Source organism: Devosia crocina (assembly GCF_900116545.1).
Taxonomy (GTDB): domain Bacteria; phylum Pseudomonadota; class Alphaproteobacteria; order Rhizobiales; family Devosiaceae; genus Devosia; species Devosia crocina.
This window is the reverse complement of the sequence record NZ_FPCK01000001.1, coordinates 1928724-1943107: the sequence shown is the minus strand read 5'-3', so window position 1 is coordinate 1943107 and position 14384 is coordinate 1928724. Positions and strand designations below refer to the sequence as shown.

General features: G+C 60.2%; 21 protein-coding genes. 18 read left to right on the top strand and 3 right to left on the bottom strand.

The annotated features are described in order from the left end of the window. Positions 1-113: 113 nt before the first annotated feature. The 16 genes from BM364_RS09515 to BM364_RS09440 all read left to right on the top strand — a co-directional run bounded on the left by BM364_RS09515 (position 114) and on the right by BM364_RS09440 (position 9939). Entirely contained in the window at positions 114-731 is a 618-nt protein-coding gene (locus tag BM364_RS09515) for a hypothetical protein (RefSeq protein WP_092423631.1), read from the top strand. A gap of 109 nt (positions 732-840) precedes the next feature. Further along, entirely contained in the window at positions 841-1197 is a 357-nt protein-coding gene (locus BM364_RS09510) for a hypothetical protein (RefSeq protein WP_092423629.1), read from the top strand. A gap of 90 nt (positions 1198-1287) precedes the next feature. After that, complete coding sequence (locus BM364_RS09505; RefSeq protein WP_092423627.1) at positions 1288-1746, top strand: helix-turn-helix domain-containing protein; 459 nt, start codon at positions 1288-1290, stop codon at positions 1744-1746. A gap of 1 nt (position 1747) precedes the next feature. Next, the gene (locus BM364_RS09500; RefSeq protein ID WP_092423625.1) at positions 1748-3511 is read left to right on the top strand and encodes a terminase TerL endonuclease subunit; all 1764 of its coding nucleotides are present in this window, start codon (positions 1748-1750) and stop codon (positions 3509-3511) included. Then, positions 3508-4773, top strand: coding sequence for a phage portal protein (locus BM364_RS09495; RefSeq protein ID WP_092423623.1), 1266 nt, complete (start codon positions 3508-3510; stop codon positions 4771-4773). Before BM364_RS09500 ends, BM364_RS09495 begins: the two co-directional genes overlap by 4 nt. Next, a complete protein-coding gene (locus BM364_RS09490; protein ID WP_092423621.1) occupies positions 4754-5446 on the top strand; it encodes an HK97 family phage prohead protease in 693 nt (230 codons plus the stop codon). Before BM364_RS09495 ends, BM364_RS09490 begins: the two co-directional genes overlap by 20 nt. 78 nt (positions 5447-5524) lie before the next feature. Then, positions 5525-6775 carry a phage major capsid protein gene (locus BM364_RS09485; protein WP_244542841.1) on the top strand — a complete coding sequence of 417 codons (1251 nt, stop codon included), beginning with the start codon at positions 5525-5527 and terminating at the stop codon, positions 6773-6775. Positions 6776-6846: 71 nt separating this feature from the next. Continuing rightward, positions 6847-7041: a hypothetical protein gene (locus BM364_RS09480; protein WP_092423617.1), complete on the top strand. Its 195-nt coding sequence runs from the start codon at positions 6847-6849 to the stop codon at positions 7039-7041. Between the two features lie 2 nt (positions 7042-7043). Further along, a complete protein-coding gene (locus BM364_RS09475) occupies positions 7044-7346 on the top strand; it encodes a head-tail connector protein (RefSeq protein WP_092423615.1) in 303 nt (100 codons plus the stop codon). A gap of 11 nt (positions 7347-7357) precedes the next feature. Beyond that, a complete protein-coding gene (locus BM364_RS09470) occupies positions 7358-7543 on the top strand; it encodes a hypothetical protein (RefSeq protein WP_092423613.1) in 186 nt (61 codons plus the stop codon). After that, positions 7536-7898, top strand: a complete 363-nt coding sequence (locus BM364_RS09465) for a head-tail adaptor protein (RefSeq protein WP_092423611.1) — start codon at positions 7536-7538, stop codon at positions 7896-7898. The genes BM364_RS09470 and BM364_RS09465 overlap by 8 nt, the downstream gene beginning before the upstream one ends. Continuing rightward, positions 7899-8375, top strand: a complete 477-nt coding sequence (locus tag BM364_RS09460) for an HK97-gp10 family putative phage morphogenesis protein (protein ID WP_092423609.1) — start codon at positions 7899-7901, stop codon at positions 8373-8375. 1 nt (position 8376) lies between these two features. Further along, complete coding sequence (locus BM364_RS09455) at positions 8377-8817, top strand: DUF3168 domain-containing protein (protein WP_092423607.1); 441 nt, start codon at positions 8377-8379, stop codon at positions 8815-8817. Positions 8818-8831: 14 nt separating this feature from the next. Next, positions 8832-9278, top strand: a complete 447-nt coding sequence (locus BM364_RS09450) for a phage tail tube protein (RefSeq protein ID WP_092423605.1) — start codon at positions 8832-8834, stop codon at positions 9276-9278. Then, positions 9278-9646 carry a gene transfer agent family protein gene (locus BM364_RS09445; RefSeq protein ID WP_092423604.1) on the top strand — a complete coding sequence of 123 codons (369 nt, stop codon included), beginning with the start codon at positions 9278-9280 and terminating at the stop codon, positions 9644-9646. Before BM364_RS09450 ends, BM364_RS09445 begins: the two co-directional genes overlap by 1 nt. Before the next feature lie 26 nt (positions 9647-9672). After that, positions 9673-9939 (top strand): hypothetical protein, encoded by a 267-nt coding sequence (locus BM364_RS09440; RefSeq protein WP_092423602.1) that lies wholly within the window; start codon positions 9673-9675, stop codon positions 9937-9939. Here the strand turns inward: BM364_RS09440 and BM364_RS09435 are convergent. Continuing rightward, positions 9923-10297 carry a hypothetical protein gene (locus tag BM364_RS09435; RefSeq protein ID WP_175528535.1) on the bottom strand — a complete coding sequence of 125 codons (375 nt, stop codon included), beginning with the start codon at positions 10295-10297 and terminating at the stop codon, positions 9923-9925. The genes BM364_RS09440 and BM364_RS09435 overlap by 17 nt on opposite strands. On the opposite strand from BM364_RS09435, the gene BM364_RS09430 reads away from it, so the two are divergent. After that, positions 10284-12578, top strand: a complete 2295-nt coding sequence (locus BM364_RS09430; RefSeq protein WP_175528534.1) for a tape measure protein — start codon at positions 10284-10286, stop codon at positions 12576-12578. The genes BM364_RS09435 and BM364_RS09430 overlap by 14 nt on opposite strands. 17 nt (positions 12579-12595) lie before the next feature. On the opposite strand, the gene BM364_RS09425 is transcribed toward BM364_RS09430, so the two are convergent. Continuing rightward, entirely contained in the window at positions 12596-12904 is a 309-nt protein-coding gene (locus tag BM364_RS09425) for a hypothetical protein (RefSeq protein WP_092423597.1), read from the bottom strand. A 250-nt stretch (positions 12905-13154) separates the two neighbouring features. Between BM364_RS09425 and BM364_RS09420 the strand changes: the two genes are divergently transcribed. Next, complete coding sequence (locus BM364_RS09420) at positions 13155-13550, top strand: hypothetical protein (protein WP_244542814.1); 396 nt, start codon at positions 13155-13157, stop codon at positions 13548-13550. Positions 13551-13552: 2 nt separating this feature from the next. On the opposite strand, the gene BM364_RS09415 is transcribed toward BM364_RS09420, so the two are convergent. Then, a complete protein-coding gene (locus BM364_RS09415) occupies positions 13553-14332 on the bottom strand; it encodes a hypothetical protein (protein ID WP_092423593.1) in 780 nt (259 codons plus the stop codon). Positions 14333-14384: the final 52 nt, after the last annotated feature.

Here is a 14384-nt window from a genome sequence, read left to right as displayed (position 1 = left end):
CGGCGATCCTCTCAACCCTCACACCCTCTTTATCTCCCTCTATTTGCTTCGCAATTTCCGAAAGAGGTTTGAGAAGAAACCTCTTAGACCCTCTAAGAGTGAGGAATAGGACCATGGCCCAGACGATTGATGTGGAAGAGCTGGTTGTCTGGGCCTTTCGGGATCAGAAAATCGAGGCTGTGGCCCGTGGCATGATGCCGAGCATGCCAACGTGGTCCTCTGACAGCTCCATGGCCGAGGTTCTGGCACTGGGAACGCGGGTTGATACGTCCTCGGCTGGCTCGCGGTTCGTCGCCATCCACTGCAAGGAAGATGCGGCCGTGGTGTTCGATGCGGTGATGCGGCTGCCTGCCGAGGCCAAGATGCTGGTGGTCAAGCATGCGCGCTCGGCCACGCGGCCAGAATGGCACGAGGAAGGGCCGGGCGAGTGGGTGCAGCCGCTCGACAAGAAGGGCAGGCCGAAGAAGCTCTGGCGCGACCCGGCAACGCAGCGCGGCTATCTGGGCCTCGCGCCGAAGGAACTGGTGGGCACCCATCCTCTGATCGTCGAAGAGGCGCGGCGGGCCTATTGCGTCTGGTGGCTGGGGCTGTGTGATCTCGTCGAGATGCTCAACGTGCCGTTCGTGTTGAGCGACTTCGTGGTGCGCCGGCCCAATGATGCAACGCCGCCCTGGTTCGATCCCGAGGCGAAGGGCAGGGCCGAGCGGGTGATCTTGGGTATTGTCGGATAGGGTATTGACGTGTGGGTAAAGTTTGACATAGCTTCACCACAACAAAACAGGTCTGAAGCTAGGCGCACCGGGAAACCGAGGCGCCTTTCGTGTTTCTGGGGTGTGGCGCATGGCGAAGGTTCCGGCGCTCAAGCCTGCCGTTGCCAAGATGGCACCTCGTATCGCCTCGATGCGCGAGACGCGCGACACGGCTCAGTCGTTCAACATCAATGAGGTTCGCCGGTGGTATCGGTCGGCTCGCTGGGCGCAGCTGCGGCAGGATGTGCTTGTCCGCGATCTCTGCCGCTGCCAGCGCACGGGCGTGTTGCTGGCTGGAAAGGCACCTGCGCCGAATAGCGCGGTCGTCCACCACAAGGTGCCGCACAAGGGCGATGAGCAACTGTTCTGGGACATCAACAACCTCGAAGCCGTTTCGAAGGCATGGCACGACAGCGAGGCGCAGAGGGAAGAGCGGCGCGGCGGCTGACCCGGCGGGCACACCAGGGGGGGCGTCCAAAAGTCTGGAAGGCCTCGCTTTCCCGCACCCGCGTCCCCCTCATGTAGAGGTTTTTTTTCGATGAGTGAGGATTTTGACCTCTTCGGTTTGCCGGTTCCAGAGGGGCGGGGCAAGCGGGGGCGGCCGGCGCATTTGGTGACTAAAGAAAATATCAGCAAGGTCAACATGTTGCTGGCGTTCGGGCGGACCAATGAGGAGATTGCGCTCGCTCTGGGCATTTCGGAGCCGACTTTGCGCAAGAATTATTTTCACCTGCTGTCCCGGCGTCTGGGGGCGAGGCTGCAGGCTGAGGCATGGTTGCTCGGCAAGTTGGCGAGCGAGGTTGATGCAGGGAATGTCGCGGCCATGAAAGAAGTCGGGCGGCGTCTAGAGAAGCATGATCTTGCTGCCTCACACCCCCGGGCGCCGAAAGCCGAGAAGCTGGGCAAGAAGGAGCAGGCGTTGCGCGATGCACATACGCCAGACGCCGATACGCCGCTCGGCCGGTTGATGGCGCGCCGTCAGGGGTCGATTAACTGACATGTGGGATCTGAGTTGCCTGGACTGGCGCGAGCGGATGGCTGAGGGCCGCTCCCTGGTTCCCGACCTGCCGCTCAACGAAGCCGAAGCCCGTATGGGCCTTGATATCTTCAACGAGCTACAGTTGCCCGACGTGCCGGGGAAGCCGAAGCTCGAAAATGCGGCAGGGCAGTGGTTCAAAGACCTGGTGGCCGCCGTATTCGGGTCCTGGAACCCGGCGACGAATGAACGCTATATCCGCGATATCTTCGCGCTCGCACCGAAAGGGTCATCAAAGACCAGTTACTCGGCCGGACTAATGCTGACGGCGATGGCGATGAACCAGCGGCCACGGGCGGAGGCGCTGTTTATCGGGCCAACGCAGGCGGTGTCAGATCGCGCCTATGAGCAGACGGTCGGGATGATCGAGGAATCGAAGGATCTGATGAAGCGGTTCCGGCCACGGGATCACATCAAGACCATCGAGGACCTGTCGAACGGTTCGGAGATGAAGGTCAAAACTTTCGATCTCAATATCCTGACGGGGTCAATCCTGATCTTCGCGCTGCTCGACGAACTGCATCTGCTCGGGCGAAACGTGCACACAACGAAGGTGCTGAGGCAGATCCGTGGTGGTCTCGACAAAACGCCGGAAGGTGTTCTGCTCATCACCACGACGCAAAGCGATGATGCGCCGGCTGGAGCTTTCAAGGAAGAGCTCAAAATGGCGCGGCAGATCCGCGACGGCAAATTTCGTGGCAAGGTCATTCGCCCGACATTGCCGCTGCTCTACGAGTTTCCAGAGGCGATTGCCAAAGATCAGGCGCAGTGGTCAGACCCGGAAAACTGGCCGATGGTCATGCCGAATTTAGGCCGGTCGGTTCATCTGGGTACACTGGTGCCAGACTGGGAAACGGAGAAGCTCAAAGGCGAACACGCGGTTCGGATCTGGGCCAGCCAGCATCTCAATATTGAGATAGGCGTCGGGCTCAAACATGAAGCCTGGGCTGGGGTGCAGTATTGGGAGAAGGCTGCAGATCCGAGGTTGGCGCAGCTCAGTCGGCGAGATGCACTTGCCGCCCTGGTCGAACGAAGCGAGTGTGTCGTCGTCGGCCTCGACGGCGGCGGGCTGGATGACCTCTTCGGCCTCACTGCACTTGGGCGTGAGCCAGCTGAATTGGAAGTCGAGATCGTCGCTAACGGCGAAAGACGCCTCGCTTACATGAAGCGCTGGGGAGCCTGGAGCCGCGCCTGGTGCGATCGTGGCGTGCTCGAGCTGCGACAGAGCATTGCGCCGCGTCTGCTTGAATACTCGAAGGCCGGAGAGCTGACGATCGTCGATGACGCTCTGTCCGATATCGGCGAGATCGTCGACCTGATCGACCAGATCAATCAGGTGGGCAAGCTTGGCGGCGTATCTGTCGATCCAGCTGGGCTCGGTGAGTTGGTCGATGCGCTGGCCGAGATTGGCGTCACCGTCGAAAATGGACTTCTGGTCGGCGCTCCTCAAGGCATCGGCATGATGAATGCCATCAAGACCAGTGAACGCCGACTGAAGAACGGAATGCTGGTGCATGCCGGAGGCGAGATGATGAACTGGTGTGTCGGCAATCTCAAGATTGAGCCAACGGCAACGGCCATTCGGGCGACAAAGCAATCGGCCGGTGACGCGAAGATCGACCCGGCAATGTCTCTGTTCAATGCTGTGACGCTGATGAGCCGCAATCCCGTTGCTCAAAGCTCGGGCCTAGACGACTACATCAATCGTCTCACGGGGGCGGCATGAACTGGTTGCAGAAGACAATTGCTCCCTTCTTGGGGATCGAAAGCAAGGCTGCTGCGCCGGTCGAGCGCATAGAGCCATTGTCGGTCGTTAATACGCAGAACTGGGCCTACGAGCGGACGTGGTCAGGCGAGCGGATGGCAACGCCAGACGTTCTCGCCATTGCTGCGGCCTGGGCGTGCGTTAACCTGATCGCTGGCACGATCGGCACGCTGCCGCTGATGGTGTACCGGACCAAGGCAGACGGAAGCCGGGATCTCGCCCGCGATCACCGTCTCTGGCGCGTGCTGCATGACAGCCCGAACGCCGATCAGACGGCGGTCGACTTCCTCGAGTTCATCTCGGCCAACCTAGAGTTGCAGGGCAACGGGATTGCCCGGAAGAACCGCAACACACAACGAGAGATCGTCGGTCTGACTCCGGCTCGCGCCGACATCGTAGCCGTCAAGCGCAAGGCTAATGGCGAGCTGCGATACAGCTGGAGCGAGAACGGCGTCTCCTATGACCTGCCGCAGGATGAGGTGCTCCATATCCGAGGATTCGGCGGCGGCCCAGAAGGTGGTCTTTCGACCTTAACCTATGGTCGCCACGCCTTCGGTCTGGCCCAAGCGCAGGATCGAACCGCGGGGGGCATGTTTGCCAACGGCTTGCGTCCCAGCGTGGTGCTGTCGTTCAAGGAGTTTCTTACGAAGGAACAATATGAGCAGGTGGAGGCTCGACTGCAGCAGAAGTTTCTCGGCGCCATGAACGCAGGTCGCCCGTTCATCGCCGAAGGCGGTCAAGAGGTCAAAACCCTTTCGCTGACACCCGAAGATGCGCAGATGCTCGAATCTCGTGCCTTTTCCGTTAATCAGGTCTGCATGATGTTTGGTGTTCCTCCGCACATGATTGGGCACACCGAGAAAGCGACCAGCTGGGGCACTGGGCTTGAGCAGCAGACGCTTGGATTTCAGAAGTTCACGCTGCGCCGCCGCCTCGGTCGCATTGAAAAGGCCATGCAGAAGCAGTTGCTGACGCCTCAGGATCGTGTCGAGGGCATCACCATTGAGTTCAGCCTCGAGGGGCTTCTCCGCGGCGATAGCAAGGCCCGCGCTGAGTTCTACGCCCGCATGACGCAGATGGGCGCCATGACCATCAACGAAGTTCGGCAGCTCGAAAATTTGCCGCCAATCGACGGCGGCGATGTGCCGCGCATGCAGATGCAGAACGTGCCAATCACAGAGGCCGGTAAAGAGGAGAATTCCGATGTTCCTGCGCAAGGATAGCGGGCTGCAGTTCGCCCAAGCCGCGCCAGTGCTCGAAATCAAGGCGCTGAAGGACAGCGGCGAGTTTGAGGGCTATGGCAGCACGTTTGGTGGCGAGCCTGACAGCTATGGGGACATCATCGCCGCTGGGGCCTATGCCGATAGCCTCGCAGAGCACGCAGCGAACGGCACGATGCCCAAGATGTTCTGGCAGCATGATCCTTCTCAGCCGATCGGCAAGTGGCTCGATGCCAAAGAAGACAGCACCGGCCTCTTCCTGCGCGGGAAGCTCAACATGGGCGTTCAGCGGGCTCGCGAGGCATACGAGCTGCTCAAGGAAGGCGATATCGACGGTCTTTCGATCGGCTATCGCATTCGGGAGTACAAGGTCGACGCCGACACGGGCGTTTGGACCCTAGAGAAGCTCGATCTCAAGGAAGTTTCGGTGGTCTCGATCGGCGCGAACAGCAGCGCGACGGTATCGAGCGTCAAGGCCATGAAGGCCGCTACCGAGTTGACGGACAAGCTCAAGGCCGGGGACCGGCTTTCCGAGCGGGAATTCGAGACGTGGCTCAAGGGATTGGGCTTCTCGAATTCGCAGGCGGAGCGTGCCGCGCGCGTCCACCTGAAGGGGCAGGGGGATCCTGCCGAAGCGGACCAGTCGCTTGCATTCTTGCAGGCTCTCCGGGGCTGATCCCCACAATTCGAGGAAAACATCATGAAGACCTCTACCGTGGCCATTATGGCCGGCGGCCGCTTTACTGCGCCCGCAATGAACTATTTCGGTGCTCCACAGATCGCGTTCGAAGCCCCCAACGACCAGGGCATTAAGGCGCTCGCGCAGGAGATTAAGGACGAACACAAGAAGGCGGTCGATGCCGTTAAGGCTATCGCTGAGGACGCACTCGGCAAGGCCAAGTCCGGCGAAGATTTGACCAAGTCTTTGAAGGAGCAGGCCGACGAGGCGCTGCTCAAGATGAACGGACTGGCCGAGCAGGTTGCCGACATCGAACAGAAGATTGCCCGGGTTAACGGCGGCGACGGCGATGACGAGAAGTCTTACGGTTCGCAGTTCGTTGAAACTGACGAATTCAAGGCACTCTCATCCGCTCCCCGCGCCGGCGCGGCGGCCAATCTGCATATCAAGGCTGACATCACGACGGCCACCACCGACACGGCTGGCGCCGTCGGTGCCGGGATCACCCCGAACAGGGTTCCGGGCGTCCTTGGGCTGCCGCGGATGCGTCTGACCGTTCGCGCGCTGCTCTCTCCGGGTCGCACCGATGGCCCGCTGATCCAGTACCTGCAGGAAACCGGCTTCAACAACAATGCCGCCATGGTGGCTGAAGGCGCCCTGAAGCCGCAGTCCGACATTAAGCTGACGGACAAGGACGTGTCGACCAAGGTCATCGCGCACTGGTTCCGTGCGTCCAAGCAGATCCTCTCGGACTTCTCGCAGGTCCGGTCGATGATCGACGAGCGCCTGCTTTACGGCCTTGCCCTCAAGGAAGAGCAGCAGCTCCTGAACGGCGACGGCACTGGCGAAAACCTTCACGGCATCATGCCCCAGGCAACGGAATTCGAAATCCCTGAGGGTTTCGTTTCTCCTACGCCGCTGACCGCTATCGATATCCTGCGCATTGCCATGCTGCAGGCCGCCTTGGCTGAATTCCCGGCCACCGGCCACGTGCTCAACCCAATCGACTGGGCGGGTATCGAGACGCTGAAGGATGGCGACGGTCGCTACATCATCGGCAATCCGCAGGGCACGGCGCAACCGACCCTTTGGGGCCTGCCGGTGGTCGACACTCAGGCAATGGCCGTTGGTCAGTTCCTGACTGGCGCGTTCCGTCTGGGTGCTCAGATCTTTGACCAGTGGGATAGCCGCATCGAAGTCGGCTTCCAGAACGATGACTTCGTTCGCAACAAGGTGACGATCCTGGCCGAAGAGCGTCTCGCGCTCGCGGTATACCGTCCGGAAGCCTTCATCACCGGCGACATCAACCCACCCACCACACCCTAAGGCCGGTCAGCTGATCAAGGAGGAGGGCTGAAGTTTCAGCCCTCCTCTCTATGAGCCGAAGGAGAAGAACCATGAAGTTCGATGTTCTGCGCCAGCATTACGGAGACAAACAGTACTGGCCCGGCGATGTCCGTGACGCCTCAGAAGCCGACGTGAAGCACCTGCTCGAAAGCGGCGTCCTGAAGCGCCAGAAGGCTGAGCCAAAAACACAGAACAAGGTCGAGCCGCCCATCGAGACGAAGCGCATGACGAAGAAGGCAGATTGAACATGGCCGATATCGTTATCAAGGAACTTGGTCCGCTCTGGACCATCGATGAGGTCAAGGCGGCCATTCACGTCGACCATGATGACGATGATGCCGTGATCCAGTCCTACATGGACGCCGCCGAAAAGGCTCTGTTGCGGTTCTGCAACTTGTCTCTGGTGCCGTTTGGCCAGGAGGCGGTGTTCAAGGTCGCAGGCTTCCTTGTCGTCGGCGCCTTCTACGACGATCGAAGCGCCGAGACAGAGGACGGCATTCCTGCTGCCGCTCGTCGCCTTGTTTATCCCTATCGCTGGCTGCCACTCTAAGGAGCACCGACATGACCGAACGCACCGTTCCCCGCCTGAAGTTCAAGAAGGACTTCGATTTCAAACCGTCCAGCCAATCCACCGTCGGCTATAAGGCCGGATGGGAAGGCCCGGTGACGCAGGCTTGTGCGGATGCTGCTGTCAAAGCTGGCGTTGCCGAGCTGGTGACCGGTTCGACGAAGAAGGCCGATGCCTGACAATCGGCGCGCAGGGGCGCTGCGCGAGCGCGTCCATTGCCAGTTCGCTCCGCCGCTTGATGATGGCTGGGGAAATCCGTTGCCAGGCGTCGGTGACTTCGCCACCCAGTTCACCATCAGCGCTGCCATGACACCCCGCACCGGCGGCGAGGGCGTCGATGCTGCCCGACTGGGTGGCTCTCAGCCGTTTGTGGTCACCGTGCGCAACACTTCCCAGACGCGGCAGATCACAACAGCCTGGCGGCTCTTGGATGCCCGCAATGACAAGCGGGTGTTTGCCATCACCTCTCCTCCGGCTGATCCGGATGGAAAGAACCAGTGGCTGGAGTTTCTGGCGGTGGAGGGCAGGCAGTAAGTGGCGACAAAGATCATCGGTCTCGACCGGCTGAAGAAGAAGCTGCGTCGCCTTCCTGGGGCGGTCGAGGCTGAGATCCGCAAGGCTATGGAGCAGACAGCAAACGAAGTGGTTGCGATGGCAAAATCGCTTGTTCCTGTCTCTCCGGGGGGCGGAACGCTGCGCGACAGCATCGGATGGACCTATGGCGATGCGCCTGTCGGCGCGATGACATTGGGCAAGGTTAAGTCCGGCCGCGCTTCCGGCGATCTTGTCATCACTGTTTATGCTGGTGGAGGCGATGCGTTTTACGCACGGTTCGTGGAGTTCGGTACTGCTCCTCATCTGAACAAGGGTAGGTTCGCCGGCTCTGAGCATCCTGGCACAGCCGCTCAACCATTCTTTTACCCGAGCTGGCGGGCAAATCGCCGCAAGGGAAGGGGCCGCGTCAGCCGGGCCATCACCAAAGCCGCCAAGCGGGTAGCAGCCGGGAACTGACATGGAACCGACCTATGAACTGCAGCTTGCGGCGCTGAACAAGCTCCGCGAGACACCGGCGCTTGTTGCGATTGTCGAGAACAAGATCTTCGACCGGGTGCCGGAGCGGAATGCTGGTGGCGTGCTCGTGCCGGACGTGAGCAGCCCATATATTAGCTTTGGCCCGGTCATCGTCGACACGGAGGATGCCGACTGTATCGACGGTCTCAGCATCACCTTTCAGATCGATGTTTGGTCTTGGGGCTCCGGCGAGGCTTACGGCAGCGTGCAGACGCGGAAGATCGTCGGCGAAGTCCGCAAGGCCTTGCACCGCGCCAACCTGCCCATGAGCAGCAATGCGCTCGTCTCTATCGAGGCGGGCATTACCCGGATCCTTCGCGAAAGCGACGGCGTCACCAACCATGGCGTGATCCAGTTCACTGCCCTGGTCGAAACTCACTGAAACAGGAGGGCCGCATGGCCAAACCAGTCACCACCAAAGGCGGCCTGCTGCGCATTCTGCTAGGCAATAGCGCCGACCCCATCGTCTACACCGCCCCCTGCGGGCTTACCTCGAAATCGCTGACGATCAGCAAGAACCTCGAAGAGGTCAACATTCCCGACTGCGATGACCCGACTGCTATCGACTGGCTGGGGCGGGACGCAACCAGCCTCTCCATGGCGGTATCGGGCGAGGGCGTATTGGCCCAGGCGGCGGTCGAGGCTTGGCTCGATGCCGTCGAGAACCCTAATAGCGTTCCCGTCAAGCTCGAGCTTGAGTTTCCGACGACGACTTGGAGCTGGACTGGCTTCATGCATGTCGAAAGCGCCGAGCTGGGCGCCCCGAGCAATACCGGCCGCGTGACCGGCAATTTCTCGCTCCAGTCTGACGGCGAGATGGTCCGCACGTCGGCGGCCACCTGATGAGCCGATCGGGAAAGACGCCGCCGCTTGATTGGGCGGATGGCACGTATGAGTTCGCCCTGGCCTGGGGCGAGCTCGCAGAGCTGCAGGATATCTGCAATGCGGGACCGTTTGTGGTCGTGGCGCGCCTGGCATCGAACCAGTGGCGTATCGAGGATGTCTCGGGAGTGATCCGCCTGGGGCTGATTGGTGGCGGCGCTGAACCGGCAAAGGCGCTCAAGCTGGTGCAGACCTATGTCGAGGCGCGGCCGCAAGACCTGGTGCTCAATGCATCCTTTGCGCGCGGCATTCTCGAAACCGCGATCATGGGGGCGCCTGATGAGCCCCCGGGGGAGCCAGAGGCGGCGCGGGAGACGGTGAGCGACTAGACGATCTGCCGAATGGCAGGTTTCGCATGTCGCGCATCTATGCTGCCGGCGCCGCAATGGGCTGGACAGTGGCCGAAGTCAAACGCACCAGCATGTGGGAATTCTGGGCGGCGTGGCACGGCTATGTGAACGCCAATTCGCCGAAAGAGGGCAATAAGCTCTCCGAAAGCGAGAAGGACTATATCTGGGAGCGGCTGCAGGAGGTGGATGGGTCAGGAGGTGATCTCGTCACCCAAACCTACCTCTGGGATGGCGCCTTCATTCCCCAAGGTAAGGTTAGCTTTCGTCTCTAGCTTCGATGGCGTCCCTTACCTCGATCAAAATGCGAGCTACCGCGAGCAGGCCTGCCAACAAGAAAGCTCCTACGACAAACACGGCCGCGGTTGTTTCAGTCATCGCGGACTTGCCCGAAACGGTGAAGAAAACGGCAGCGGCCGTCATCGCGAGAACGCCAAGAATACCGGCGGCGAAGGGCTTGTAGAAGGTCGCGAGCGGCAGTGCGATCACCAGAACAACCGCAACCAAAGCTAGAATTCCTGTCCCTGACATGGCTTTCGCTCCATAGGTAAACATGGCCACCGATATCGAACGATTGATCGTGTCGCTAGAGGCGAGCACGACGAAATACGAGCGCGCTTTGGCGAAAGCCAATGGGGAAACCGACAAGCGCGTGCGATCCATTCAGCGTCAGTTCAACAGCCTGAGTGCCTCGGCTAAGAGCATGGAAAGCCGCATGGTCGGCTCATTTGGTGTCGTTGGCCGTGCATTTGGCGTGTTGGGCATCGCGCTCACCACTACGTCCATCATTCAGATGACATCGGCCTGGACGGACCTAAATTCCCGCGTGAACAACGCCGCCGGCAGCTTAGAGCGAGGGGCCGCAGTGTTGGGTCGCCTCTCAGATATGGCGAGGCGGACTTACTCCAGCCTCGAGCAAACGGCCGAAGGCTATCTTCAGAACCAACAGGCACTGTCGGCTCTGGGGTATAGCACCCAACAGCAACTCGATCTTGTCGAAACGTTGAACAACTCGCTCGTGATATCCGCCGTGCGTGGCGACCGTGCACGGAGTGTCATGGATGCTTGGTCAAAAGCCATGGCAGGCGGCAAGTTGTCTGGTGATGACCTCAATACCATCATCCAGTCGGGCGGCCGTCTGTCGAAAGCTCTGGCTGACAGCATGGGCGTTTCGGTGAATGAGCTGCGGCGCCTCGGTTCAGAGGGCAAGATCACCACCGACGTGATGTTTGGTGTCACGAGCCAGCTCGAGCAATTGCGCATTGAAGCTGACAATATGCCGGCTACTGTGAGCGACGGTTTTGTGCTGCTACGAGATGCAGTCTTCAATTTCATCGGTCAGGCAGACGCCGCAGTTGGCTCCAGCAATAGGCTTGCCGAGGCGATTATCCGCATCGCTGATGCAATCAACAACCTGCCAGAAAGCAAGGGCTGGGATCGATTCTGGGGCTTTATGGGCGATAGCCTGGCGCAGTTCGTCGAAGAGGGCGAACGAGAGATCGGCTTCATTTCCAACGTCATCGATGCGCTCTCTCAGAAAGATCCCGCCGAAGTTTTCGTAAAGCTTAATGCAGCGTTAGGCGGCAACGTGCGAACGGCCCAAGATTTCGAGCTGGCGCTTGCCGATGCTGAGCAGGCAGTTGCTAATCTCGCAGCTAACACTGCCGGACGCTTTGGAACTGCTGTCGCCGAGACCGAGAATGGGGTGGTCACGCTCGGAGAGGCTGTGCAGGATCTGTTTCAGCAGGCGCTTGAAGGCAAGGGCTCTGCCGAGGCGGCAGAAGAGGCGATACGAGCGCTCGGATCGGTGGGAGATCCCGAGTTCGCTGATCTTCAGGCGGTCATTTCATCGGTCATCGGCAACCTCTATGCGATGCGCGATGCTGCAACTGCAGCGCGGGCCGCTGTCGCCAATGCCACAACCGATCTTGGCGCGATGCCCAGCTGGCGTCAGTTCAACAAAGATCTCGGGCCCGATCTGTCTACCGACGGGCGGCCCGGTGGGCCGATCAGGCCGCCAACGCAAGGTGGCGGCGGCTCACGTGGAGGCGGAGGTGGCAGGTCGTCAGCGGATCGTTACGGTGATGAGCTGTCGCGTTGGCGCGATCGTACGGCTGAACTCGAAAAGATGACGGCGGTCCAGCGCGCCTTGAACCCGCTCGTCAATGACTATGGGTATGCCCTTGAGAAGGCCAAGGCCCAGCTAGAGCTTGAGAACGCTGCCACCAAGGCCGGGATCGCCCTCAGTCCGGAGCGCCGCGCGGAGATTGAAGGCCTGGCGGAAGCCTATGCAGTGGCAACGGCCGAAGCGGCCAAGCTAGCCGAGGCGCAGGGCGCCAATGTCAAGCAGATGGAGGCCCTGCGCGATGCCGCGCAGAACGCCTTGCAGACGATGATCGACGGTTTCCTCGAAGGAAAGAGTGCCGGAGAGATCTTCGCCAACGTCCTTTCCGATATCGGCAAAGAGCTGATTTCGATGGGTATGAACAATATCTTCGGCAGTGGAAGCGGCGGTTTCGGCATCTTTGGCCAGTTGTTCGGTAAGGGCTTCTCCAAGGGCGGCTATACCGGTGCCGGCGGCGTTCGTCAGCCTGCCGGCGTCGTGCACAAGGGGGAAGTTGTCTGGTCGCAACGGGACATCGCGCGGGCGGGCGGGGTGGGTGTTGTCGAGGCCATGCGGCGTGGCGCGCGCGGTTATGCTGATGGTGGTATCGTCTCGATGCCGCCCATGCCCGCAATGCCGTCAAGCAGCCGGGGCGATAGCGGCCCCAGCTTCACCTTTGCGCCGACGATCGATGCGCGGGGCGCCGATGTCGCTGCGGTTGCGCGGCTTGAGCGGGTGGTTGCAAAGCAGCAGGCGGAGTTTACTGGGCGGGTTAAGGAGATCGTGAGAACACGCGGCCACAAATGGTGACCGCGCTTCAAAAAGCATCAATTGGCAACGGTGCGGAAAATGGGCTCCTTGTCCGCAGCCGCCGTGAAGGTTTCGGGCGTTTCTCGAGCAAGCCGTTGGATCATCTCGTAAGCGAGTTTAGTCGACATGGCCTTTGCAGTTGCGAAGGAGGTGGTTTCATCTGCCTCGAAAGCCAAATTGATCTGGATGCCTGGACCTGCGCCTTTTCCATCGGCGGAAGACAGAGTGACGTAGACGGTTGTGGACACCAGTTTCTCGCCATCTGCCTCGATGGTTTCGAATAGCCCAAGGGCCACTGAGTGCAGCGAGCGATCATTGTAGCGCATCGTTTAAGTCTCCTGATTCTGAGATCGAAAGTCTTCCACATTGCCCCTCGTTGAACCACTCGATTTGCTCGCCGGCTTCCCAGGCTGGTCGACTGACTTCTCCCTATTTGCCCGGCAAGAGCAGTCCCGCCATGCGTCGGGCCGTACCCGGGTGAAGGATTTCGGATCGCCGCTTTGGCAGGCATCGTGGACTTCGCGGCCACTGAGCGCCAATCTGCTCGACCAGTGGCGGACGCGGATTGAGCAGGCCATGATCAGTCAGATGACGTTCACGGCCTGGCAGTCGAGCCGTTGCCGGCCGATGCGCCATCCTGGCAAGGCGGCTTTGCCCAACGGCTCGCTGACTACGATCGGCGCCGATAACAAGTCGGTGCGGGTTTCCGGCCTTGCCGGGATGCAGCTCTCGATCGGCGATATGATCCGCATCGGCTCCGGGCTCTATCGGCTGCAAGAGTTGGCGAGCGGTAGCCCGACAGCGCTGTTCGAGATCATGCCGCACCTGTGGCCCGGTACGGCAGCGGGGCAGGCTGTTTCCATCTCCAAGCCATGGTGCCTGATGACCATCGATCCGGGGTCGCTCTCCGCGTCGGCAGACGCACGCACCGGTCGGGGCAGCGTTTCGTTTTCCGCGACTGAGGCGAGATGATATCATGGCGCAGGCGACAAGTGATCCGGCCTGTATAATGCGTGCCCCATATCCGGGAAACCTTGCCGCATTTCTTCGCCGTCGAACAAGAGCCACACACTGTCCTCGTATTGGGCTCCTGTTATTCCTTCGTACCAAACCAGTATGCCGACAGAGAACCAGCTATATTTATATTCTTTGTCGGCGGTGATGCCCTGTATCTCAAACGACTGTGTGTTGTTTTGACCGATAGTGGAACGAAGTTGCTGCCATGATGTGCCTTTGTTTGTCCAGCCGGCATCGCTTGGCCCATAAACTGAATAGCTAAACGAAGTGACTTTGGCAGGGCTTATGCCAGCATTTCGGAAGCGAGCCTTGACCTTCACGTGCGGAGGGACGGAGTGTGTTCCGTCGTCGAAATGAAAGCTTGCGCCGTCATAAACGATGTAGGGCCGGAGTTGCCGTTCACCAATCTCTCGGCTCACCGCGACGGCATCCAGCGCGGCGGATGATGCATCTCTACTTGTTTTTAGCGTCTCATTGACGAGCCTGACTGCTATCGCGCTGATCAGCGTTGCGACACCTGTCAACACCACAGTAAGCCAATCGGTCATGGAGTCGGTTTGAACATTTTGGGTTCCGCCACCGTCCCTTTCCTCGTTTTGCTGTATTCCGGCTGCGTCGTTCTGGGATGGTGGATAGGAGGGCGCATGTCGGGAGCTGATCTCGAACGCCGCAAGCAGCAGAATAGCGGTCAGCAGAAGCGCAAGCGCGATTAGCGCGGGCTTGTCGTCACGGTGCATGGGCCCCTCCACGTTTTCATAAAATCATTCGCGCTGCGAAGAGTCACCCCGA

Excerpts from the sequence above, each read along its gene's own strand:
- BM364_RS09515 (WP_092423631.1), top strand. The coding sequence starts at position 114 with ATGGCCCAGACGATTGATGTGGAAGAGCTGGTTGTCTGGGCCTTTCGG.
- BM364_RS09510 (WP_092423629.1), top strand. The coding sequence starts at position 841 with ATGGCGAAGGTTCCGGCGCTCAAGCCTGCCGTTGCCAAGATGGCACCT.
- BM364_RS09505 (WP_092423627.1), top strand. The coding sequence starts at position 1,288 with ATGAGTGAGGATTTTGACCTCTTCGGTTTGCCGGTTCCAGAGGGGCGG.
- BM364_RS09500 (WP_092423625.1), top strand. The coding sequence starts at position 1,748 with ATGTGGGATCTGAGTTGCCTGGACTGGCGCGAGCGGATGGCTGAGGGC.
- BM364_RS09495 (WP_092423623.1), top strand. The coding sequence starts at position 3,508 with ATGAACTGGTTGCAGAAGACAATTGCTCCCTTCTTGGGGATCGAAAGC.
- BM364_RS09490 (WP_092423621.1), top strand. The coding sequence starts at position 4,754 with ATGTTCCTGCGCAAGGATAGCGGGCTGCAGTTCGCCCAAGCCGCGCCA.
- BM364_RS09485 (WP_244542841.1), top strand. The coding sequence starts at position 5,525 with ATGAACTATTTCGGTGCTCCACAGATCGCGTTCGAAGCCCCCAACGAC.
- BM364_RS09480 (WP_092423617.1), top strand. The coding sequence starts at position 6,847 with ATGAAGTTCGATGTTCTGCGCCAGCATTACGGAGACAAACAGTACTGG.
- BM364_RS09475 (WP_092423615.1), top strand. The coding sequence starts at position 7,044 with ATGGCCGATATCGTTATCAAGGAACTTGGTCCGCTCTGGACCATCGAT.
- BM364_RS09470 (WP_092423613.1), top strand. The coding sequence starts at position 7,358 with ATGACCGAACGCACCGTTCCCCGCCTGAAGTTCAAGAAGGACTTCGAT.
- BM364_RS09465 (WP_092423611.1), top strand. The coding sequence starts at position 7,536 with ATGCCTGACAATCGGCGCGCAGGGGCGCTGCGCGAGCGCGTCCATTGC.
- BM364_RS09455 (WP_092423607.1), top strand. The coding sequence starts at position 8,377 with ATGGAACCGACCTATGAACTGCAGCTTGCGGCGCTGAACAAGCTCCGC.
- BM364_RS09450 (WP_092423605.1), top strand. The coding sequence starts at position 8,832 with ATGGCCAAACCAGTCACCACCAAAGGCGGCCTGCTGCGCATTCTGCTA.
- BM364_RS09445 (WP_092423604.1), top strand. The coding sequence starts at position 9,278 with ATGAGCCGATCGGGAAAGACGCCGCCGCTTGATTGGGCGGATGGCACG.
- BM364_RS09440 (WP_092423602.1), top strand. The coding sequence starts at position 9,673 with ATGTCGCGCATCTATGCTGCCGGCGCCGCAATGGGCTGGACAGTGGCC.
- BM364_RS09425 (WP_092423597.1), bottom strand. The coding sequence starts at position 12,904 with ATGCGCTACAATGATCGCTCGCTGCACTCAGTGGCCCTTGGGCTATTC.
- BM364_RS09420 (WP_244542814.1), top strand. The coding sequence starts at position 13,155 with ATGATCAGTCAGATGACGTTCACGGCCTGGCAGTCGAGCCGTTGCCGG.
- BM364_RS09415 (WP_092423593.1), bottom strand. The coding sequence starts at position 14,332 with ATGCACCGTGACGACAAGCCCGCGCTAATCGCGCTTGCGCTTCTGCTG.